The following is a 21,525-nucleotide window of genomic DNA, read 5'->3' as shown; positions in this document are numbered from 1 at the left end:
CAATGTCTTCTAAAATTAATAAAACGCTGATCAGAAAGCACGATTTAAAGATCGGGTCGTTTTATTATTATGAAAATTATATGGTAGCCGAGGTAAAGGAGGGTATTGCCGTTTCTTTGGAAAATTCTATGGAAATGCTCAAACTTACAAAAATGTACTATGGGAATTCTACGCCGTTCGTATACATTACCAATAGAAAAAATTCCTATTCCTTTAATCCTACGGCACATTTTAAAACGGCACAAATGTTTCCCAATTTAAAAGGTTATGCCGTTGTTATCTACGACCATATGAACAAGGACATTGCAGAAATGGAAAAATCGTTTTTGAATACGAATGTTAGAATTTTTGATAGTTTGGTCGAAGCGATCAACTGGGTAGAGGAACTGATTGTGCTTGATTAATTCACTTTCTATAAAAGTTCATTTCATCCATATATCTCCAAACTGAGTAGGGCAACATTGGACGAATGTTTTTGCCTTTTTTATGTTGGGTACGGATAAAGGTGGACGAAATTTCCATAATCGGGGCGTCAACCTTGCTTATACTGGCGTGATTTTCAAATTGATGCACCACCTCCCCGTCAGAAATTCTAGGATAGACATAAAGTTCATAATCCTCAAGTATGGCTTCGTAATTCTTCCATTTATGAAAGCCCTTTAAATTGTCCTCGCCCATAATCAAACAAAACCGATGCCCATCTGGGTACTTCTCCATCAAATGGGCAAGCGTATTAATGGTATAATTGGGCTGCGGAAGGTCAAACTCAATAGTACTTGCTTTCAGTTTAGGAAAGTCTTTTGTGGCCTCCTGTACCATTTGAAGTCTATGATGGTTGTCCAACAAGGTCTTCTTGACCTTAAAGGGACTTTGCGGCGTTACCACGAACCAAACCTCGTCCAGATCAGAAAACTCCACCATATGATTTGCAATCACCATATGGCCAATATGCACAGGATTGAAAGTTCCAAAATAAAGACCAACCTTTTTCATGGTCATTCTTCTTTTTCAGCTCCGACAAAATCCGCTACCAACTGCTCAGCCTCTTTAAGGGCAATGTCCAAATCGTAGTTTTTAATAATCTTGTCAAATTGCGGGGCGGTGGCCAATTCTACCGATGCCTTGGCAATTCTCATGTTTATCTTATCATCGCTCTCCGTACTCCTTTTTTTCAACCTTATTTTAAGCTCGTCTACGCTAGGTGGCTTTACAAAAACGGCTAATGTTTTATCTGGGAATTTGCTCTTAATACGGAGTCCACCCACAACATCGATATCAAAAATCACGTTCTTTCCTTGCTTCCACAATCGCTCCACTTCACTCTTTAGCGTACCATAGAAATTATCCCTGTACACTTCCTCCCATTCAATAAAATCCTCGTTCTTGATATGCTTCTTAAATTCCGAAACCGACATGAAGTAATAATGCTCTCCATTTTTTTCCTTTCCCCTTCTAGGTCTTGATGTTGCCGATACCGAAAATGCCAAATTTAGCTCCGGTCTGGACAATAGATGTCTTACGATGGTTGTTTTTCCACTTCCCGATGGGGCCGAGAAGATTATTAATTTTCCTCCCTTCATCTAAAGGACATTTAACATTTGTTCCTTAATTTTTTCCAATTCATCTTTCATCTGCACTACTAGCTGCTGCATTGGGGCATAATTGGCCTTGGACCCTATCGTATTAATTTCCCTACCTATCTCTTGGGAAATAAAACCTAACTTTTTTCCGTTGCTGTCATCGGATTGTAGGGTTTTGGCAAAGTAATCCAAGTGATTGGCCAGGCGTACTTTTTCCTCTGTGATGTCGTATTTTTCCAAATAGTAGATCAGCTCTTGCTCAAAACGATTGGCATCGACATCTGTTTTGATATCCTCCACAGCTTTCTCCAAACGTTCCCGGACCGTTGCCTGCCTTTCTGGATCCATCGCCACTACTCTTGCGAGTAATTCCTGCAATTCCTTTATACGTTGTAAAAAATCCTTTTCAAGGACATTACCTTCCTCAGATCTGAATTTGTTTATTTCAACTAGTGCTCCGTCCAAAACCTTCAAGATGGTAGCGTATTCCTCATCATCAATATCTTCCTTGTCCGTGCGCATGGCATCCGGAAAGCGTAATGCCATTTCTAATAAGCGAAGATCGTCCCCGTCCGCGATGGATTTTAACTGCTTCATATATTGCCTCACCGCTGCTTCGTTTACTTGAGCGGAAGTTTCATCGCCGGTCAATTCTATGTAAAGGCTAAAATCTACTTTACCCCTTTGTAAGGAGTTGGCAATCAATTTCCTGATTTCCAGTTCCTTTTCCCTATAGGCAGAAGGCATCCGGGCATTCAAATCGATGCTTTTACTATTAAGCGATTTAATCTCTACCGTTATTTTTTTTGTGGGAAGCTGTATTACATGCTTTCCAAATCCAGTCATGGATTGAATCATAGGTTGAATTTATATGGTGCAAAGGTAATTCTTTTACTAAAGAAATAGTAAGGCTACAATTCCCTGACCCATATATTACGATAACTTACACGACTATTATCCCCGTGATCCTGTAATTGAATCGGAGCTTTACCGTGTGCTTCATAAATTGGCCAACCAACATGTTTAACAGAGCCCTCTATCTCAAAATGATTTTGGATAAGTACACCATTGTGAAGAATGGTCACATAAGCGGGTTTGACTAGTTTTTCTCCATTAAACTCTGGAGCTTCAAAAATAATATCGAAAGTATTCCATTCTCCAGATGGGGCGGAAGCCATTGCCAAAGGTACTGCCTGTTTATAAACAGAACCAACTTGACCATTAGTGTATGTAGCGTTGTCATTATTATCCATAATCTGGATTTCATAGCGTTGTTGAATGAATATTCCGCTGTTTGCCCTACTTTGTCCCTCATTAATCACCTCGGCAGGAGATTTCCATTCAATATGCAACTGCATGCTCCCAAAATTCCTTTTGGTTCTGATGTCACCAGATTTGTCTTTCACCATCATACTACCATCTTCCATCACATGCCATTGAGCGGCCGAACTATCCGATACATATACCCATTCCTCCAGCCCACTCCCGTCAAAAAGCACGATAGCATCACTGGGCACATAGTTGTCATTCAAAAAGATTTTGGGAGGGATAGGCTCATAAGTTTCCGTTGCCTCTGGTGTCGTAGGTTCCTCTCCTACGTATTTCTGACTTATGCCTTCGAGATCAGAAACAATTTCTTTCGCGATTATATTCTTGCCTTGTTCTTGACAACCGCTTAACATAAATAACACTGCAATAATTACAATATGGTGTCTCATTCGCTGTACCTAAAATTTTCCAGTAATATCTTCTGACAGTAAAGTTTCAAAGCTATAATTCCCTTACCCAGATATTACGATAGCTTACACGGCTGTCATCCCCATGATCTTGAAGCATAAGTGGTCCCTTTCCGTGCGGTGGATTTTTAGGCCAGCCTATGTATGGCGTAGTTCCCTTAATTTCAGTATGATCTTGAATTAACACACCATTATGTAATACCGTTACTGTAGCCGATTTAACCTTGCCACCCTCTTCATTAAATTCCGGGGCATGGTAAATGATATCATAGACGTTCCATTCTCCCGTAGGAACAGAAGCCATAGCCAAAGGCGGACCCTGTTTATATATTGAACCCACTTGCCCGTTTACATAAGTGTCGTTGTCATTGTTATCCAAAACCTGAACTTCATACATGCCGTTCAAGAACACTCCGCTGTTCCCCCTGTTTTGACCATCACGTTGTACGGGTAAGGGTGATTTCCACTCAATGTGTAATTGAACATCCCCAAATTCTTGCTTGGTTCTTATATTTCCAGTTTTGTCCGCTACGGTCATGCTCCCATCTTCGTTCAAATGCCATTTGACCGCTGTACTATCTTGAGTATGCATCCACCCGTCAAAGGAAATCCCATCGAACAAAATAATGGCATCGCTTGGCGGAGCGCCATTTTTTCCAGGCTCTACAACTGGTACCTTAGGTTTATAATACTCGGTTTCCTCGGGCGTTGTCGGCTCCTCTCCTGCATATTCGGAATAGGTGATAACACCGTCATTTTCCGATTCTATTTCCTCTAAAGGTTCTACCGCTACTTTTTCCTTGCAAGAAAAAATGAATACCGATAAAAAGATGAACAATAGACTAATTTGCTTCACTCTCATTTTTATAGTTCTTTTATTTTAATATTTCTAAAGGCTACTTTATCGCCATGATCTTGAAATCCGATTTTACCGGTCTTGTATTTTCCAAAGTGTTCCCAGTCTGCAAATTTGGATGTACTTACCATTTCGCTCCATCCCGGATCATTCACGGGAAAATTTACAATTTCAACATCATTGAGGACAACACTCCCCTCATTTGTTTTATGGTTGATGGTAATTTCAATAGAGTTCCACTCTCCAACAGGCTTTGTCACATCCGCTGACGGTGCCACCATATCATATAATGCGCCTGCTTGATGTGTTGTGCCATTTTTACCATCCGGATGTTTGTCGTTATCCAACACCTGAATTTCCGGTCCCGTTTGATAGGCTTCGGGTAGATTAGGATCTTCATGAACTCCCCAAAAAATACCACTGTTTCCTGCTTCCGCTATTTTCCAATCCAAGGACAGTATAAAATCGGTATACTCTTTCTTGGTAACCAGATTATGGGCCTCTCCTTTTTTCCTGTCCTTCGGCGGATAAAATACCATGGCCCCATCTTCTAATTTCCATTGTTCGGAAACCTCATCGGCTAAATAACCTTTTAGGTTTTCAAAAGAAGTACCATCAAAAATAATTTCCCAATCGTTTTCAATAGTCTTTGTTTCCATTTCTGCAACTTGCTCCGAGGCGACTTCCTCCTTGTTATCCTTTGGTTTATCCTTGCATGCAAAGAATACTAAACAGGTAAGCAAGCTTAAAATAACGCTTTTCATTTGGTCCGATTTTATTTTTTGTTAGAGTCCCAATATTTTTTTTAATGCTTCCTTGTCAATTTCTGCTCCGGCAAAATCGTCAAAGGTTTTCTCCGTAGCCTCTATAATACGGTCTTGGATAAAAATAGCTCCTTCCCGTGCTCCTTGCTCCGGACTTTTTATGCAACATTCCCATTCCATTACGGCCCATACATCACAGCCGTATTGCGTTAGCTTTGAGAAAATGGTCTTGAAATCTATTTGGCCATCACCCAAGGAACGATATCGACCGGCACGATTACCCCAGTCATTATACCCTCCAAAAGCTCCTTTTTTTCCGGTAGGATTAAATTCTGAATCCTTCACATGGAACGATTTTATAAACTCGTGATAATGGTCAATATACTCTATGTAGTCAAGTTGCTGTAGCACAAAATGACTGGGGTCGTATAGTATGTTCACACGTTTGTGATTACCGGTCGCTTCCAGAAAACGTTCAAAAGTATCTCCATCATGTAAGTCTTCTCCCGGATGAATTTCATAGCAAACGTCTACACCTTCCTTGTCAAAATGGTTCAAAATCGGCATCCACCGTTTGGCAAGTTCCTCGAACCCCATTTCAACCAGTCCGGCAGGCCTTTGCGGCCATGGATGCATAGTGTGCCATAATAGTGCTCCGGAAAAAGTGGCGTGTGCTTTGAGTCCCAACCTTCTACTGGCCGTAGCAGCTTTTTTCACTATATCTACCGCCCATTCCGTTCGCGCCTTTGGGTTGTTTTTCACCTTGTCTGGAGCAAAATTATCGAACATTAAATCGTAAGCCGGATTCACTGCCACCAACTGCCCCTGAAGATGTGTGGATAGTTCAGTAATTTCCAAGCCGTAAGAATTGATTTTTCCTTTTAGCTCGTCACAGTAGGTCTGGCTTTCAGCGGCCTTATCCAAATCGATTAGAAAATGTTCCCAAGTAGGGATTTGAATGCCCTTATACCCTAAATCTGAGGCCCATTTACACATACCATCTAATGAATTGAAAGGGGCTTTGCTATCCACGAACTGGGCTAAAAATACAGCGGGTCCTTTTATTGTTTTCATACTTATTAATAGTTTAATTATAAAGAAACGTTACGTCAATATGCTTTGAGAAATTTAGGAATTAACCCTATATTTAGAGAATTGTAATGGATACTTCAATATTTCCGAGGTTAAGTTATAAATATAGGGAATACCGATATAAAATGATAAATATTCCGGAATGAATCAAAACGAAATCTATGACGCCATTGTAGTGGGCACAGGAATAAGTGGCGGATGGGCTGCCAAAGAGCTGTGTGAGAATGGTCTAAAGACCTTGGTCTTGGAACGTGGCCCCATGGTAGAACATATAAAAGACTACAAAACCATGAACGATGATCCTTGGGATTATCCGTTAAAGGGTGAATTATCCAAAGAGGATAAGAAAAAATACTATGTTCAAAAAAGGGTGAACTGGGCCCCAAAAGAGGATGTGAAACACTTTTTCGTCAACGATTTGGAACACCCATATGAGGAAATAAAACGTTTTGATTGGATAAGAGGTTACCATGTAGGTGGCCGTTCACTTACATGGGGAAGGCAGAGCTACCGTTGGAGCGATTTGGATTTTGAAGCCAATAAGAAAGAGGGTATAAGCGTAGATTGGCCGGTACGTTACAAAGACATTTCGCCTTGGTATGACAAGGTAGAGCAATATATTGGTGTAAGCGGTGAAAATTTAGGATTACCGCAACTGCCAGACGGTAAGTTTCAGCCGGCAATGGAACTGAATTGTGCGGAAGTGGATTTTAAGAACGCCGTCGCCGATAAATTTGATGACGGCAGATTAGTTACCATTGGTAGGGTAGCACACATAACGGACAAAGATGCCAAAGTAGAAGGCAGAAATCCTTGCCAGTATAGAAATAGATGTTGGAGGGGTTGCCCGTTCGGGGGATATTTTAGCAGTAATTCCTCTACATTGCCCGCTGCTGAACGCACAGGAAATATGACACTCCGCCCAAACTCCATTGTTCATGAAGTTATTTATGACGACCAGACCAAAAAAGCAACCGGGGTTAGGGTAATCGATACTGAAACCAATGAAAAAATGGTATTCAATGCCAAGGTAATTTTCCTCTGTGCCTCCGCCATGGCTTCTGTGGGCATTTTGTTACAATCCAAATCTGAGCGATTCCCCAATGGATTAGGGAACGATTCCGATGCTTTGGGTAGAGGCATTATGGATCACCATTATAAATTAGGAGCAACTGCTAAAATAGATGGCCATCTGGACAAATACTATAAAGGAAGAAGACCAAACGGATTCTACATTCCTCGGTTCGTTAACCTAAACGAGCAAACCAAACGTGAGGGTTACTTGCGTGGGTTTGGATATCAAGGAACTGCAAGTAGGGGAGATTGGTCCAGCTCTGTTGCCGAAATGGGTTATGGAAGCGGACTTAAGCAAGCAATTTTAAAACCCGGTCAATGGCAAATTGGCGTAACCGGATTTGGAGAGTTCCTGCCCTATGATGATAACAGAGTACTATTAAGTGAAAGCAAAAAGGATAAATGGGGGCTGCCCCAATTGGCCTTTGATGTGGAATTCAAGGAAAATGAGTACAGGATGAGAGAGGATATAAAAAAGGAAATTGTGGCTATGTTCAAAGCATCTGGTTTTAAGGATGTGCAATCCTACGAGGAATCCTCGGGACCTGGATTGGGCATTCATGAAATGGGTGGTGCACGAATGGGTCATTCCGCCAAAACCTCTATCGTTAACAAAAATAATCAGGTGCACCTTGTTCCTAACGTATATATGACCGATGGAGCCTTTATGACCTCATCCAGTTGTGTAAATCCCTCTCTAACCTATATGGCGTTTACGGCAAGAGCAGCAAATCATGCAGCGGAACAGTTTAAAGCTGGTAAGTTCTCTTAGAAAGACCCGTATAACGGAAAGTAGTGAAAACGTAACGATTTAATTATGTTCTTTTTTGAGCATTTCCTTAATTCAAAATCCGAAAATTGGAAGTTATCTAAAAGCCTATGGAAAATACATCTGCCAGAAATATGTGGGGAGATTATCTGGATAAACATTTGGAACATGCTTTTCATGAAGCGCCGGAAGTAATTCATTTTTGCGATAACGAGGAAGATGCGAATGCGTGCGCCGACTTGACCAAAAAAGAAATTAAAAGGGCAACATCAGATTCACTATTGGGACTACAGTACAGAAATGAACCATTACCAAAAATTGGTGATTTCAAAGTGATTACAAATTGGGACGGAAAAGCACAATGTATTGTTCGGATTAAATCCGTTACTCTTAAACCTTTTTTTAGCATTGACGATAAATATGCCCAGCTGGAAGGAGAGGGAGACAAGTCTTTAGAATACTGGAAAAAAGTGCATTGGGACTACTACACAAGGGAACTAGAACCTTTTGGCAGGGTTCCCAGAGAAAGTATGATAATCGTATGTCAAGAATTTGAGAAAGTTTTTTAATCGGACAATTTGAATAGTAATGAATTAAAAAAGCCGCTTTAAAGCGGCTTTTTATTTTTTAAAATTATCGAAAGGGTTTACTTCTTCAACTTCACCCATACATTTCCCCCTTTGTGGGATTCAACCGTAGCTTCAATGAAATTCATTCCCCTAACTCCATCTTCCATGGTAGGAAACTCACCGTCGTTGTATTTTTTTCCTCTAATCGCTTTTGCGGCACCTAAATAAATGTTAGCCATAGAATCAAAAATACCCTCAGGATGACCTGCCGGTAATTTGGTGCCCTCCAGTGATAATTTTGAATTATAGGCATGGCCAGGTTTATAAATCTGTGTAGGTTCAGTATCACTTAGTTTGTAAAGAAAATTTGGTTTTTCCTGTTCCCATCTAAAAGCTCCTTTTTCACCATAAATGGCTATGGCTAGTCCGTTTTCTTCTCCGGTCGCTACTTGGCTTCCGCGAATAACTCCTTTTACATGTTCTCCAATTCTAATCAGTACTGTTCCATCAATGTCCATTTTATTATCCTTATACAAATAATTGAAATCGCATAACAAGGAGTCTATTTTGAGACCAGTCGTATACTCGACCAAATTAAAGGCATGCACCCCAATATCTCCCATACACGAACTAATCCCTGCTTTTTTAGGGTCTAAACGCCATACCGATGAACGTTTTTTCTTATCATGGATGATGGTATTTATCCACCCTTGATAGTAACGGGCATCTATTTTGTGGATTTTTCCTAAAGCACCTGCCTTAATCATTTCCCGCATTTGACGTACCATGGGGTAACCCGTATACGTATGTGTCAACGCAAAAACGGTCCCCGCTTTTTTATGTGCCTTTTGGAGGATTTTGGCCTCTTCGTATGTAGTGGTCATAGGCTTTTCACATATTACGTGAAATCCATTGTCCAGCAACTTTTTGGCCATTGGAAAATGCAAGAAATTGGGAGTAAGTACGGAACATACCTGAATACGCTCACTCTCAGGAAGTTTCATTTCTTCCTCTATCATGGTATCAAAATCTTGGTAGATTCTGTCTAGAGGCACATCTATCTCCCGAGCAAAGGCCTTGCTGTCTTTAAAATCTGGGTTGAAAACTGCCCCCGTAATCTGATAGTTATCATTTATATGAGCGGCGACCCTATGCAAAACTCCAATGAGGGAGTCTCCGCCCCCGCCTAATATTCCTAACCTAATCTTCTTTGGCATGGTATAATTTTATTTTGAATTTCAATTTATATAAAAAATTTAAGAATTGTAATCTACTCTTTCTTTTTTGAATAAAAGCGCGAACAAAACCAACACTACAACAGCGAAACCAGCAGGATATAACCAAATTGATTCCCATATATGAGTACCGTCACTAAGAATGTAAGTTTTAGAAATTTCTCCCGCGACCCCAAACCCTATGAGCATACCTACCCCGTAAGTTGCTAAAGTTATGAGCCCTTGAGCGGAGCTTTTGTACTTCTCACCAGCCTTACTATCTGTATAAATTTGACCTGATACAAAGAAAAAATCGTAGCAAATACCGTGAAGTGCAATCCCGATAATAAGCATGAATCCAAGTTCACCAACATCTCCATAGGCAAATAAGAGATACCTAACTACCCAAGCTAGCATGGCAACCAGAGTCGTTTTCTTAAAACCGAATCGAGTGAAAAAATAGGGAAGTAAGAGCATAAATAAAATTTCGGAAATCTGACCTAATGTCATTTTACCCGTAGGATTCTCCATACCTATTTCCACCAAAAAAGGATTCGCATTTTGATAATAAAATGCCAAAGGGATACATATCAAAATTGAAGAGATAAAAAATATGAGAAAATTTTTATCCTTTAAAAGTTTTAGTGCATCTAGGCCAATAATTTCCGATAGTTTTAATTTGCTAGCGCTCATAGCCCTTGGTGGAGTTTTCGGTAGCGTAAAACTAAAAACGCCCAAAGCAAACGATGCGATGGAGGTCATCAAAAACGTATTTTTTAACAGGCCTTGGGAAATTCCCGATTCGGAATCCCAATGAAAGATATAACTAATTAAAAGGCCTGCCACTATCCAACCCAATGTACCAAAGACCCGGACCACAGAGAACTCCTTTGCCGGATTCTTCATTTGATTAAAGGAAACCGAGTTCACCAAGGCAAGCGTTGGCATGTATAAAACCATGTATACAAGTACATAAGGATAGAAAGCAGAAAACGCTGTAGTACCGTACATCAAATATAAAAGGACACCTCCAAGGATATGGAGTATCCCCAATATCTTCTCAGCATTAAAATAACGATCGGCGATCAGTCCAATTACAAAGGGAGCGATAATAGCTCCCCAAGATTGCGTAGAAAAAGCTAATGCAATTTCCCCATCGGATGCATTTATATTATTTCCCAGAAAAGTTCCTAACGTAACGAACCAACCACCCCAAATAAAAAATTCTAAGAACATCATGAGGCAGAGTTGAAATCGTATGCGTGTACTCATGCTCCCAAATTTTTATCTCTTATAGTATACGTAGTCCAAAACAACAGGTTCCAACTTGTTATTCCTGAAATCTACGGCAATTTGTCCCCTGTGATTAGTTGAATGGTTAATAATATGAAACAACATGTCCTGTAACGTATTCGTGAATAGCCTGCCTTCTGTATTTTCGTAATCGATGCGTTTATCGAACCCATCCGCATTGGTTGTAATTTCAAAGGAGCTCCTCTGATTTTCATAGTGGATATCCGCCCAATCTTTAATAGGATGCATTTGCCAAACTTCGTATTCCGATGGTTTTCCAAGAATTCTGCAGTTCCAAATATGGTGCGCATTTAAGATGTGGCTAAACAATTTTTGGCTATTTTCAGGCACTTTGTCCAGGTCTATGGACAAATCGATTATCTTTTTATTACAATAGAAATTATAATCGAACAACTCGTTAAAAAAGACTTTCATAAACGATTCTTACTTAGTTTTTAGACTTCTTTAGCAGCCTTCAACAATAGTTCTTTTGTGGCGATTATACCTTGCTCCTCGCCCAGTATGTTTCCTTCGTATTCAACTCCAATATATCCAGTATAGTCATGATCTTTTACGATTTTCAACATTCGAACATAATCAATACCGGTATCATTGCCATCTTCGTCAAAATCATTTGATTTGGCGCTTACGGCTTTTGCGTAAGGCATTAATTCTTTGACGCCTTTATATTTGTCATAGGAGACCTCGCAGTCCCTACTATCCGGTTTTCTGGTTATACAGAAGTTCCCAAAATCCGGTAACGTACCGCAATTTTCCATACCCACGGTCTCCATTACCTCTGCGAGCAATGCACCGTTGGAAGATAATCCACCATGATTTTCTACAAGAATATTAATGTTCTTATCCATTGCATATGTTGCTAATTTCGTAAGACCATCTACCGAGTTGCTTTTCCATTCTTCAGGCTCATTGCTGCCGTTGAGATTAACCCGTATGGCGTGGCAACCCATGGCCGCAGCGGCGTCCACCCATTTTTTATGTTTTTCAACGGTCTCGTTCCGTTCTGCCACATCATTTACGGCGAGATTTCCTTGACCATCGATCATAATAAGTACATTTTTAAGACCATATTTCTCTGCTTCGGCATTTGATTTCTCCACAAAGGCAGCCATGGCTTCATCAGAATAATTGGCATCGGACAATTCTGGATTATAAAGCTGACTTACGTACTCTAGGCCTTCAAAACCCCAGTTCTTAGCTTTTTCAGCGAAACTGTACGGATCTACGCCATCTTCCCTAATCATTTTATGCATTGACCATTGGGCAAGTGACAGTTTAAAGAACGGGGACGCCATTTCGGGCTCTTGATCAGCTGTTTCCAATTCTTTCTTTTTGGTTTCCTTACACGCATAAGTTCCTAGTATGGAAACACATATTCCAGCAGCGGAAGCGTTTCTTATAAATTTTCTTCTTTTCATGGGTAAATAGTTGTTTGTTGTATTATGATTTTTTAATGATGTGAATCACAGACTATTCTTAGGTAAATCTAAGAAATCTTCCAAATAGTTGGTATACGGTATTCACAAGAAGAATAGGGATTAAATGTAGAGAATTAATTTTATATTTAATAAATTTAGAGAATAAACAATTTCTATGAGTAAATTTTATTACAATCAAGAACAGGAGTCGTATGATGCGATTGTTGTGGGTACCGGTATCAGTGGTGGCTGGGCCGCTAAAGAATTATGTGAACAAGGATTAAAAACCTTGGTCTTGGAGAGAGGACGCATGGTAAAACATATTGAGGACTATGTAACGGCCAACAAAGATCCATGGGATTTTCCAAATGCTGGCGAGCCCACTAGAGAAATTCTTGAAAAACAACCAAAACAGAATAGAACGGGTTATACTACGAGTCAGGCAAATCACATGTGGTTCGTTAACGACCTTAAACATCCTTACAATGAAATTAGACGTTTTGACTGGATGCGTGGCTATCACGTAGGCGGGCGTTCTTTGCAATGGGGGCGTCAGAGTTACCGTTGGAGTGACATTGATTTTGGTGCAAATAAAAAGGATGGTATAGCAGTAGATTGGCCAGTACGATACAAGGATATTGCACCTTGGTACGCAAAGGTAGAGGACTACATAGGCGTAAGTGGCGAGGCACTAAACCTGCCGCAGTTGCCCGATAGTAATTTTTTACCACCAATGGAATTGAATTGTGTTGAAGAGGAATTCAAGGAAAAAGTGATGCAGGGCTTTGATGGACGCCCCGTAACAATAGGAAGAGTTGCCCATATTACTGGTACAAAAAATTTCGACGGGCGCTCTAAATGTCAATATAGAAATAGGTGTATACGTGGATGTCCTTTTGGGGCTTATTTTAGCAGTCTGTCTTCCACGTTGCCTGCTGCAGAGTCTACCGGAAACATGACACTTAGACCAGACTCCATTGTTCACGAGGTTATTTACGATGCAGATACCAAGAGAGCCACTGGAGTAAAGGTGATAGATCGTGTTACCAAAGAGGCCTATGAATTTAAGGCCAAAGTGATTTTTCTGTGTGCCTCTGCGATTGCATCCACTTCAATATTAATGCAATCCAAATCAGATCGTTTTCCAAATGGAATGGGTAATGATTCGGATCAGTTGGGACGAAATATAATGGACCATCATTTAGGAGTGGGAGCTTCTGGAAAATTCGATGGCTTCGATGATAAATACTATAAGGGAAGAAGACCCAACGGCGTCTATATACCCAGATTTAGGAATTTAGGAGGAGCATCCGATAGAACGGATTACAAGCGTGGTTTTGGTTACCAAGGTGGTGCCAGTAGAGGTGATTGGGAGGAAACCGTTGCAGAACTATCCCATGGAAAGGAACTCAAAGACGCCATTCTAAAACCAGGAGGTTGGACAATGGGAATCGGTGGTTTTGGCGAAGTATTGCCTTATGAAGATAACAGAATGACTTTGGATTATGACAAAGTTGACGATTGGGGACTCCCCACGGTAACTTTTGATGCCGATTTACAAGAAAACGAATTCGCCATGCGAAAAGATATGCAGGAATCAGCGGTGGAAATGTTGGAAAAGGCAGGGTTTCGCGATGTAAAAGGTCATGATGGGCCAACTGGACTAGGTCTGGGAATACACGAAATGGGAACTGCACGTATGGGACGAGACCGTAAAACATCAGTATTAAACGGCAATAATGCCCTACATGACGTTCCTAATGTCTATGTCACTGATGGGGCTTTTATGACCTCTGCCGCATGTGTAAACCCATCATTAACTTATATGGCCTTTACTGCCAGGGCTGCAGACCATGCGGTTAAAGAACTTAAAAAAGGAAATATATAATGAATAGAAGAAAAGCACTTAAAAATATGGGCTTGTCACTAGGTTATGTAGTGGCAACGCCAACATTGATTAGTATTGTACAAAGTTGTAAAGGTGAGCCCGCAGTGGTATGGACACCGGATTTTTTCTCAAAAGAAGAAGGTTCGACCATTACCAAATTGGTAGATTTAATTTTACCAAAAACGGATACCCCATCCGCATCGGAAGTTCAGGTAGACTTATTCATTGATAAGTTTGCCAACGAAGTTATGGAAAAGGAACAGCAGGATTTTGTAAAGATGTCTATGGGGAAATTTATAGATAAGGCAATTCAAGATTCCGGAAAGGAAAAAATAGAGGATTTGACTGCTGACGATTTGGAACCTGTACTAGCAAGCGCCTTAAAATACTCTAAGGATGACCAAACAAAAATGTTCGAATCCATTAACTCTTATACCGAGGCCATAGCAAATGGAGAACAGGTAGAACTTGATGATGAGACTTCGCGATTTGCGTTTGCAAATAACCTAAGGGGCATGACAATATGGGGCTACAAGGCTTCCGAGTACGTTGGAGAAGAAGTTTTGGCTTATTTACCTGTTCCAGGGGAATATATTGCCTGTGGGGATGTTCAAGAATTAACGGGAGGCAAAGCTTGGTCCTTGTAATATGGAGCGAAGAAGTTTTTTACAAAAAACGGCGCTGACAAGTGGGGCTATTTCACTTGGCGGCATTTTCTCGTATGCAAATCCTTTTGAGCTCAAAGGAAAATTGGCTCATAATTTTAATCTTAAGTATGCCCCACATATTGGTATGTTCCAGAATTTGGCTGGTGCTAATCCTATAGACCAACTGCATTTTATGGCGGACCAAGGCTTCACTGCCTTTGAGGACAACGGTATGCGAACAAGGAACATTACCTTACAAGAGCAAATGGCTAAAACGATGCGCGAACGTAATCTGCAGATGGGCGTATTTGTTGCCCATGAAATCTATTGGACAGAACCTAATCTTGCCTCGGGAGATATTGAAAAGCGTGAAGAATTTCTGGATTACATTACGAAATCCGTTGAGGTTGCCAAGCGCGTAAATGCCAAATGGATGACCGTTGTCCCTGGTCATGTAGATTTGAAGTTAAATATGGGCTACCAGACAGCAAACGTCATTGAATCGCTCAAACAGGCCTCTGGAATACTTGAACCTCATGGCATTACTATGGTTTTGGAACCTTTGAATTTTCGCAACCATCCAGGTCTTTTTCTTTCAGAATCCCCTCAAGCCTATGAGATTTGTAAAGCGGTGGATTCTCCTGCCTGTAAAATTCTTTTTGATATTTATCACCAACAAATCCAAGAAGGAAATCTTATTCCGAATATGGACGCATGCTGGGACGAGATTGCCTATATACAAATAGGTGATAACCCTGGACGGAAGGAACCGACTACAGGTGAAATTAATTACCGGAATGTATTCAAGTTTATTCATGAAAAGGGTTATAATGGAATCCTAGGGATGGAACATGGCAATTCCAAACCAGATAGGGCCGGGGAACAAGCGGTTATAGATGCCTACAAAAAAGTTGACGATTTTCTATAAATTCTTATTTTCTGAAAATTAAAATCTACATCTACCGTAGTTGCTTTTGTACTTTTTCACATTTCTCGAGATTTTGGGAAGTTACCATGTTTAGCTACAACTTTTGATATCTATATTTAATTCAAACTACGTAGTTCATCGAATAAAACAAACATTTCGCTGAACCGTATTCGTCGATTGTAAGATTTTACCTGCTTATTCGTTTATTTGTGTATGTTCCCCTATCTATACCTTCTTATCGTCTATATGGCATTATTTTGCCTTTCTAAAGTAATTTTCTATTTATATCAAATAAGGAAAGTGAGAAAAGTTAAGAATGACCATATACCAAGTAATTCTTTTGCATTTCAAGAAAAAAATAGATTTACATGAACTTTTAACAATTTTTTTAACTATTTGATAAAATTTTGGTAATCCATTTACGTTATTCATACGTACCTATATTAGGTTACTGAGACTTTTGCCATGGACAAACATATAATTATTTTAATGATATACGCAGTAGCGCTTGTGTTTACAGGGGTTTTAAGGCCCTACATTAAAAACAAGGAATAGCATTTCAAAAAATATATAAGTAAAAAAAGAACCGCCTTATGGGCGGTTCTTTTTTTACTTATATACGATCCGATTCCTTAACCTTACCTTGGTTACGATCCACACATCAAACAATCGTCATCCGCTTGACCTTCCTTAGCCCTTGCAATCATTGCTTTCATCTCAGCAGGTGTCATAGGTTGAATATCCACCTCAGCTTGTGCAGTAACCTGCTTAGCCGACACGGCCATAGACGATGTAGTTTCCTTAGGTGATGCCGCTATTACTTCTGCTTCGGCGGCAATACTAACCGGAACTTCTTTCTTCTTCGTATTATCTAAAGTAAATTTAATGGCATCCACAGCGGCTTTAGTCCTTAGATAATACATCCCTGTCTTTAGCCCACTCTTCCATGCGTAGAAGTGCATAGAGGTTAGTTTGGAATAGTTGGCATTTTCCATAAACAAGTTCAATGACTGACTTTGATCAATGAAGTATCCTCTGTGTCTAGACATATCTATGATGTCCTTCATACTCAACTCCCAAACCGTCTTATAAAGTTCTCTTATGTCCTGAGGAATAGTCTCAATATGTTGAATGGATCCATTGGCACGCATTAATTCTTGCTTCATATTCTCGTTCCAAAGCCCCAATTCAACCAAATCCTCCAACAGATGTTTATTTACTACGATAAACTCTCCGGACAGTACTCTCCTGGTATAAATGTTAGAGGTGTACGGCTCAAAACACTCATTGTTGCCCAAAATCTGAGAAGTAGATGCAGTCGGCATAGGTGCGACCAAAAGTGAATTGCGCACCCCATTTTTCTTTACATCTTTTCTCAATTTTGCCCAATCCCATCTACCGGAAAGCTCTTCATCTTTAATACCCCAAAGGTTATGTTGAAATTCACCTTTTTCAATAGGAGAACCTTTGTAAGATGAATAAGCACCTTCTTGCTTTGCCAACTCCATGGAGGCGGTTACCGCAGCAAAATAAAGTGTTTCAAATATTTCTTGATTCAGTTTCTTTGCCTCATCACTTGTAAAGGGCAAACGCAACATAATGAATGCATCTGCCAGTCCTTGAACGCCGAGTCCAATAGGTCTATGGCGCATGTTTGAATTCTCCGCCTCTTTTACTGGATAGTAGTTCCTGTCTATAACACGGTTCAGGTTCTTGGTTACACGTTTGGTCACTTTAAACAATTCCTTGTGATCAAATTCACCATTTTTTATGAACATGGGTAGGGCGATAGACGCCAGATTACAAACCGCCACCTCATCTGGAGAGGTATATTCCATTATTTCAGTACATAGGTTAGAAGATCTAATAGTTCCCAAGTTCTTCTGGTTACTCTTGCGGTTAGCTGCATCCTTATACAACATGTATGGCGTACCTGTCTCGATTTGGGATTCTAATATTTTTTCCCATAGCTCTCTTGCCCTTACCGTTTTTCTTCCTTTTCCTTCTGCTTCGTATTTGGTGTACAATTTTTCAAATTCCTCACTATGGCTTGTAAAAAGACCTGGACATTCGTTGGGGCACATTAAGGTCCACTCCTCATTGGCCTCCACTCTTCTCATGAACAAGTCCGAAATCCACATAGCATAGAACAAATCGCGTGCGCGCATTTCTTCTTTACCATGGTTCTTTTTCAAATCCAAGAACTCATAGATATCCGCATGCCAAGGCTCCATATAAATGGCAAAACTTCCTTTACGCTTACCGCCTCCCTGGTCTACATACCTAGCCGTATCGTTGAATACCTGCAACATCGGTACGATTCCGTTAGACGTTCCATTGGTTCCTGCAATATATGAGCCAGTGGCCCTCACATTGTGTATAGATAGCCCTATGCCGCCAGCTGATTGGGAAATCTTTGCCGTCTGTTTTAAAGTATCGTAAATACCGTCAATACTATCATCCTTCATTGCTAGTAAGAAGCAAGAAGACATCTGAGGCTTAGGGGTACCCGAATTAAACAAAGTTGGTGTCGCATGCGTAAAATATTTTTTGGACATTAACTCGTATGTTTCGATGGCAGAGTCCAAATCACTTAAATGAATCCCTATGGAAACACGCATTAACATATGCTGAGGGCGTTCTGCTATTTTCCCATTCAATTTTAAGAGATAGGAACGTTCCAATGTTTTAAAACCGAAATAATCGTAGCCAAAATCACGGTTATAAATAATGGTTGAGTCCAATTTTTCAGAGTTCTTGGAAATCACGTCGTAAACTTCATCAGATAAAAGGGGAGCCTTTTTACCAGTCCTAGGATTCACATATTCGTGAAGATCCTTCATAGTCTCCGAAAAGGATTTTTTTGTATTCTTATGTAGGTTTGAAACCGAAATACGTGCAGCTAATTTGGCGTAATCCGGGTGTGTCGTAGTCATTGTTGCAGCAATTTCCGCAGCAAGGTTGTCCAGTTCAGAGGTCGTAACCCCGTCATACAGTCCTTCAATCACTCGCATAGCGACTTTTAAAGGATCTACCAAGCCGTTAAGGCCATAGCATAATTTACGAACTCTTGCGGTAATCTTATCGAACATGATAAGTTCCTTTCTCCCGTCTCTTTTAACTACATACATTGGCAACTACTATTTTAATTGTGATTAATAAATTAATTCATTGTTAAAAAAATTAACATTTTTTATAAAGGTCACAAAAACCCCTGATCTATATGACCAGGGGTCCTAGTGTTCTTGTGTTTAGAAATCTGCGTCGAAACTTATCTTTTGCGCATCTTCGTCTTTTTCTTTATTCAAAACTCCGGCCTTCTGATATTCCGAAACTCTTTTTTCAAAGAAATTGGTCTTTCCCTGTAGCGAAATCATATCCATAAAATCGAAAGGGTTGGTAGCATTGTATACCCTATCACATTCCAACTCTACCAAAAGTCTATCCGTTACAAACTCCAAATACTGGGTCATCAATTTTGAATTCATCCCAATAAGGCTTGCAGGCAGGGATTCCGTTATAAATTCCCTTTCAATATTCAAGGCATCTGTCAAAATTTCGGTAATTCGTTCCTTTGGAACTTTGTTGATTAGGTGCTTGTTATGAAGATGTACGGCATAATCGCAGTGCATTCCTTCATCCCTTGAAATTAATTCGTTGGAAAAAGTAAGTCCTGGCATAAGCCCTCTTTTCTTCAACCAGAAGATGGAACAGAAAGCCCCTGAGAAGAAGATACCTTCTACTGCTGCAAAAGCAATCAATCGTTCCGCAAAACTTGGTGACTCTATCCAGTTTAGTGCCCAATCCGCTTTCTTTTTAATGGCAGGGAAATTCTCTATTGCTTTAAAAAGCATGTTTTTTTCCTTCTCGTCCTTTACATAAGTATCTATAAGTAAAGAATAAGTTTCGGAATGAATATTCTCCATCATAATTTGAAAACCATAAAAGAATTTTGCCTCTGCATACTGAACTTCGCTGACAAAATTTTCTGCTAAATTCTCGTTCACGATTCCGTCTGAAGCTGCAAAAAATGCTAAAATATGCTTAATGAAATACCGTTCGTCGTCATTCAACTTGTTGTTCCAATCCGTTAGGTCTTCATGCAAGTCAATTTCCTCTGCAGTCCAAAAACATGCTTCGCACTTTTTATACCATTCCCATAAATCGTCATGCTTGATAGGGAATATTACAAAGCGGTCGTCATTTTGTTCCAATATAGGCTCTAAGGCTACGGACATAATTCTTAATTTTTAAAAAAGTTAGTGATAAGAGGACAAATATTACCCTCTTGTAGGGACTAACAAAGATTCAAAATTAGAAGCGATCTGTAAAGGATGTTTAGCCTTTTCCGTTACAAAGTTTTTAACACAAAATGTTGAAATCTAGGTTGGCAAGTGATGTTCATTGCCTTCTGAGACATTAAAAGCTCCTGAGTATTTTTCCCCATAATGCAACACAAAAAAAATAAACCAAAAAGTATAATAAATACCTTTTGGTTTATTCGTGGAATATTCTTTTTTAATGTAGTTCACATCAAATGTACGGCTCTCCAATGTTTCTTAACTGCCCACCAAGTTCTAATTCAGGTAGTTCCCCCGAAACCTTTCATTAGACTTGCGACCCTAATTGGTCACTGTTTTGGCGCCAAAACAATGGACGGAAATATACCTTACGCATATGTCTTAAGCCGTACGTCTTTATTGATGTAAATCTTTTCTATAATAATTCAGCTTCAAATTTTCCCACTATTCTAATTGTGCTTCCATCTCCATTTGACAGGGTCATGTTCATTCTGCCGGCAATATTATTTTCTTCCATTTTTAAGATATGTATCGTGCCATCGGCCGCAAAAAATGGTCTCTCCCCCATTGAACTAATATTCGCAACACCAAAAACGCCGTCAAAGTGATTGATAAAACCATCTATTGGATTCACTTGATAATGTCCAACAGGAAGTCTGGCTATTTCATCTTCTTTAGAAATTATAAATTCCACATCGTTTGGAACTTGCCCTGAATTACTTTTTAATCTCAATTTTAGAGAATTAAAGTATTGACCATCTTTAAAATTCTCGCTGGTATGCTCAAATGACATTTTGCCATCGAGTTCCTGAACGGAATCCTTAACAACCAGTTGTATCCAATTTTCTTCCACAAAATCTTTTTCAGCACCCTGATCACTATCTATACTTGAAATACATAGCAACGGCAAAAAACCCAAGAAGATAAGTTTGAACGATTTAATCATTAATTGATACATACTATTTACACTAGGTGATTATAATCTTATTCCATAAATAATTCTGGAGCGTCAGTTTTGGCCTCTACGATAGTTTGATTATTTATTGATTTGCTATCCGATATTCCAGCCAAAACAGCCAAAATCAAAACTAGAACCAGTAACCCGAACATTAACAAACACTTTTTCATTATATCCTTGTTGAATACTTAATAAATAGACCATAATTAAATTATATCCACTAAATTAGGGTTAGGAAGAGGGAGGATTAAGGCATAATGTATAATTTGTCCGTTTTACTGTATAATTGGACAAATGCTTCCAAACCCCTATATTCATTGAGATTATATTGTAATCCTTTTCTTTCATTTCATGTATTAATTTAATTCCTGTAACTCTTGTCGGTTTATTTACCGACTATACGTAATTAACATCCAT

The 21,525-nt window shown here is 39.6% G+C and carries 21 protein-coding genes; 6 read left to right on the top strand and 15 right to left on the bottom strand.

What is annotated here, in order from left to right; genetic code table 11:
• Window positions 1-2 precede the first annotated feature (2 nt).
• Entirely contained in the window at window positions 3-404 is a 402-nt protein-coding gene (locus N8A89_RS09105) for a hypothetical protein (protein WP_281541985.1), read from the top strand.
• Window position 405: 1 nt separating this feature from the next.
• Here N8A89_RS09105 and nadD read toward each other — a convergent pair whose 3' ends face one another.
• Genes nadD through N8A89_RS09070 form a run of 7 tightly spaced genes read right to left on the bottom strand, consistent with a single transcriptional unit; the run spans window position 406 to window position 6,010 of the window.
• Window positions 406-993, bottom strand: a complete 588-nt coding sequence (gene nadD, locus N8A89_RS09100; protein WP_281543363.1) for a nicotinate (nicotinamide) nucleotide adenylyltransferase — start codon at window positions 991-993, stop codon at window positions 406-408.
• Window positions 994-995: 2 nt separating this feature from the next.
• Entirely contained in the window at window positions 996-1,580 is a 585-nt protein-coding gene (gmk, locus tag N8A89_RS09095; protein ID WP_289644198.1) for a guanylate kinase, read from the bottom strand.
• Window positions 1,581-2,438, bottom strand: a complete 858-nt coding sequence (locus N8A89_RS09090) for a YicC/YloC family endoribonuclease (RefSeq protein ID WP_289644197.1) — start codon at window positions 2,436-2,438, stop codon at window positions 1,581-1,583.
• A gap of 53 nt (window positions 2,439-2,491) precedes the next feature.
• Complete coding sequence (locus N8A89_RS09085; RefSeq protein ID WP_281541984.1) at window positions 2,492-3,298, bottom strand: 3-keto-disaccharide hydrolase; 807 nt, start codon at window positions 3,296-3,298, stop codon at window positions 2,492-2,494.
• Between the two features lie 52 nt (window positions 3,299-3,350).
• On the bottom strand, window positions 3,351-4,178 hold the full coding sequence (locus tag N8A89_RS09080) for a 3-keto-disaccharide hydrolase (RefSeq protein WP_281541983.1): 828 nt from the start codon (window positions 4,176-4,178) through the stop codon (window positions 3,351-3,353).
• A 2-nt stretch (window positions 4,179-4,180) separates the two neighbouring features.
• Window positions 4,181-4,936 carry a 3-keto-disaccharide hydrolase gene (locus N8A89_RS09075; protein ID WP_281541982.1) on the bottom strand — a complete coding sequence of 252 codons (756 nt, stop codon included), beginning with the start codon at window positions 4,934-4,936 and terminating at the stop codon, window positions 4,181-4,183.
• Between the two features lie 21 nt (window positions 4,937-4,957).
• Entirely contained in the window at window positions 4,958-6,010 is a 1,053-nt protein-coding gene (locus tag N8A89_RS09070) for a sugar phosphate isomerase/epimerase family protein (protein ID WP_289644196.1), read from the bottom strand.
• Between the two features lie 160 nt (window positions 6,011-6,170).
• Here N8A89_RS09070 and N8A89_RS09065 point away from each other — a divergent pair, with 160 nt between their 5' ends.
• Together N8A89_RS09065 and N8A89_RS09060 are read left to right on the top strand one after the other, a co-directional pair.
• The gene (locus tag N8A89_RS09065) at window positions 6,171-7,874 is read left to right on the top strand and encodes a GMC oxidoreductase (RefSeq protein ID WP_281541980.1); all 1,704 of its coding nucleotides are present in this window, start codon (window positions 6,171-6,173) and stop codon (window positions 7,872-7,874) included.
• Between the two features lie 107 nt (window positions 7,875-7,981).
• Window positions 7,982-8,440, top strand: a complete 459-nt coding sequence (locus N8A89_RS09060) for an ASCH domain-containing protein (protein WP_281541979.1) — start codon at window positions 7,982-7,984, stop codon at window positions 8,438-8,440.
• 77 nt (window positions 8,441-8,517) lie between these two features.
• On the opposite strand, the gene N8A89_RS09055 is transcribed toward N8A89_RS09060, so the two are convergent.
• Genes N8A89_RS09055 through N8A89_RS09040 form a run of 4 tightly spaced genes read right to left on the bottom strand, consistent with a single transcriptional unit; the run spans window position 8,518 to window position 12,386 of the window.
• Window positions 8,518-9,657, bottom strand: coding sequence for a Gfo/Idh/MocA family protein (locus tag N8A89_RS09055; RefSeq protein WP_281541978.1), 1,140 nt, complete (start codon window positions 9,655-9,657; stop codon window positions 8,518-8,520).
• A gap of 39 nt (window positions 9,658-9,696) precedes the next feature.
• Window positions 9,697-10,926 carry a nucleoside permease gene (locus N8A89_RS09050; RefSeq protein WP_281541977.1) on the bottom strand — a complete coding sequence of 410 codons (1,230 nt, stop codon included), beginning with the start codon at window positions 10,924-10,926 and terminating at the stop codon, window positions 9,697-9,699.
• A gap of 12 nt (window positions 10,927-10,938) precedes the next feature.
• Entirely contained in the window at window positions 10,939-11,382 is a 444-nt protein-coding gene (locus N8A89_RS09045) for a DinB family protein (protein WP_281541976.1), read from the bottom strand.
• Window positions 11,383-11,402: 20 nt separating this feature from the next.
• Complete coding sequence (locus N8A89_RS09040; protein WP_281541975.1) at window positions 11,403-12,386, bottom strand: sugar phosphate isomerase/epimerase family protein; 984 nt, start codon at window positions 12,384-12,386, stop codon at window positions 11,403-11,405.
• Between the two features lie 175 nt (window positions 12,387-12,561).
• On the opposite strand from N8A89_RS09040, the gene N8A89_RS09035 reads away from it, so the two are divergent.
• From N8A89_RS09035 to N8A89_RS09025, 3 genes are read left to right on the top strand one after another with little or no spacing between them, the layout of a single operon-like run.
• The gene (locus N8A89_RS09035; RefSeq protein WP_281541974.1) at window positions 12,562-14,274 is read left to right on the top strand and encodes a GMC oxidoreductase; all 1,713 of its coding nucleotides are present in this window, start codon (window positions 12,562-12,564) and stop codon (window positions 14,272-14,274) included.
• Complete coding sequence (locus N8A89_RS09030; protein WP_281541973.1) at window positions 14,274-14,921, top strand: gluconate 2-dehydrogenase subunit 3 family protein; 648 nt, start codon at window positions 14,274-14,276, stop codon at window positions 14,919-14,921. The genes N8A89_RS09035 and N8A89_RS09030 overlap by 1 nt, the downstream gene beginning before the upstream one ends.
• 1 nt (window position 14,922) lies before the next feature.
• On the top strand, window positions 14,923-15,849 hold the full coding sequence (locus N8A89_RS09025) for a hydroxypyruvate isomerase family protein (protein ID WP_281541972.1): 927 nt from the start codon (window positions 14,923-14,925) through the stop codon (window positions 15,847-15,849).
• 647 nt (window positions 15,850-16,496) lie between these two features.
• Here N8A89_RS09025 and N8A89_RS09020 read toward each other — a convergent pair.
• The 4 genes from N8A89_RS09020 to N8A89_RS09005 all read right to left on the bottom strand — a co-directional run bounded on the left by N8A89_RS09020 (window position 16,497) and on the right by N8A89_RS09005 (window position 21,278).
• Window positions 16,497-18,980, bottom strand: coding sequence for a ribonucleoside-diphosphate reductase subunit alpha (locus N8A89_RS09020; RefSeq protein ID WP_281541971.1), 2,484 nt, complete (start codon window positions 18,978-18,980; stop codon window positions 16,497-16,499).
• Between the two features lie 120 nt (window positions 18,981-19,100).
• Window positions 19,101-20,087, bottom strand: coding sequence for a ribonucleotide-diphosphate reductase subunit beta (locus N8A89_RS09015; protein WP_281541970.1), 987 nt, complete (start codon window positions 20,085-20,087; stop codon window positions 19,101-19,103).
• 478 nt (window positions 20,088-20,565) lie between these two features.
• Window positions 20,566-21,108, bottom strand: coding sequence for a hypothetical protein (locus N8A89_RS09010; RefSeq protein ID WP_289644195.1), 543 nt, complete (start codon window positions 21,106-21,108; stop codon window positions 20,566-20,568).
• A 26-nt stretch (window positions 21,109-21,134) separates the two neighbouring features.
• On the bottom strand, window positions 21,135-21,278 hold the full coding sequence (locus N8A89_RS09005; RefSeq protein ID WP_281541968.1) for a hypothetical protein: 144 nt from the start codon (window positions 21,276-21,278) through the stop codon (window positions 21,135-21,137).
• Between the last annotated feature and the right edge of the window lie 247 nt (window positions 21,279-21,525).

Source organism: Maribacter aestuarii (genome assembly GCF_027474845.2).
Lineage (GTDB): Bacteria > Bacteroidota > Bacteroidia > Flavobacteriales > Flavobacteriaceae > Maribacter > Maribacter aestuarii.
Note: the sequence above shows the minus strand (reverse complement) of the source record. Positions and strands in the feature narration are given on the sequence as shown.

Coding starts and splice junctions, on each gene's coding strand:
- N8A89_RS09105 (WP_281541985.1), top strand. CDS start 3: ATGTCTTCTAAAATTAATAAAACGCTGATCAGAAAGCACGATTTAAAG.
- nadD (WP_281543363.1), bottom strand. CDS start 993: ATGAAAAAGGTTGGTCTTTATTTTGGAACTTTCAATCCTGTGCATATT.
- gmk (WP_289644198.1), bottom strand. CDS start 1,580: ATGAAGGGAGGAAAATTAATAATCTTCTCGGCCCCATCGGGAAGTGGA.
- N8A89_RS09090 (WP_289644197.1), bottom strand. CDS start 2,438: ATGATTCAATCCATGACTGGATTTGGAAAGCATGTAATACAGCTTCCC.
- N8A89_RS09085 (WP_281541984.1), bottom strand. CDS start 3,298: ATGAGACACCATATTGTAATTATTGCAGTGTTATTTATGTTAAGCGGT.
- N8A89_RS09080 (WP_281541983.1), bottom strand. CDS start 4,178: ATGAGAGTGAAGCAAATTAGTCTATTGTTCATCTTTTTATCGGTATTC.
- N8A89_RS09075 (WP_281541982.1), bottom strand. CDS start 4,936: ATGAAAAGCGTTATTTTAAGCTTGCTTACCTGTTTAGTATTCTTTGCA.
- N8A89_RS09070 (WP_289644196.1), bottom strand. CDS start 6,010: ATGAAAACAATAAAAGGACCCGCTGTATTTTTAGCCCAGTTCGTGGAT.
- N8A89_RS09065 (WP_281541980.1), top strand. CDS start 6,171: ATGAATCAAAACGAAATCTATGACGCCATTGTAGTGGGCACAGGAATA.
- N8A89_RS09060 (WP_281541979.1), top strand. CDS start 7,982: ATGGAAAATACATCTGCCAGAAATATGTGGGGAGATTATCTGGATAAA.
- N8A89_RS09055 (WP_281541978.1), bottom strand. CDS start 9,657: ATGCCAAAGAAGATTAGGTTAGGAATATTAGGCGGGGGCGGAGACTCC.
- N8A89_RS09050 (WP_281541977.1), bottom strand. CDS start 10,926: ATGAGTACACGCATACGATTTCAACTCTGCCTCATGATGTTCTTAGAA.
- N8A89_RS09045 (WP_281541976.1), bottom strand. CDS start 11,382: ATGAAAGTCTTTTTTAACGAGTTGTTCGATTATAATTTCTATTGTAAT.
- N8A89_RS09040 (WP_281541975.1), bottom strand. CDS start 12,386: ATGAAAAGAAGAAAATTTATAAGAAACGCTTCCGCTGCTGGAATATGT.
- N8A89_RS09035 (WP_281541974.1), top strand. CDS start 12,562: ATGAGTAAATTTTATTACAATCAAGAACAGGAGTCGTATGATGCGATT.
- N8A89_RS09030 (WP_281541973.1), top strand. CDS start 14,274: ATGAATAGAAGAAAAGCACTTAAAAATATGGGCTTGTCACTAGGTTAT.
- N8A89_RS09025 (WP_281541972.1), top strand. CDS start 14,923: ATGGAGCGAAGAAGTTTTTTACAAAAAACGGCGCTGACAAGTGGGGCT.
- N8A89_RS09020 (WP_281541971.1), bottom strand. CDS start 18,980: ATGTATGTAGTTAAAAGAGACGGGAGAAAGGAACTTATCATGTTCGAT.
- N8A89_RS09015 (WP_281541970.1), bottom strand. CDS start 20,087: ATGTCCGTAGCCTTAGAGCCTATATTGGAACAAAATGACGACCGCTTT.
- N8A89_RS09010 (WP_289644195.1), bottom strand. CDS start 21,108: ATGTATCAATTAATGATTAAATCGTTCAAACTTATCTTCTTGGGTTTT.
- N8A89_RS09005 (WP_281541968.1), bottom strand. CDS start 21,278: ATGAAAAAGTGTTTGTTAATGTTCGGGTTACTGGTTCTAGTTTTGATT.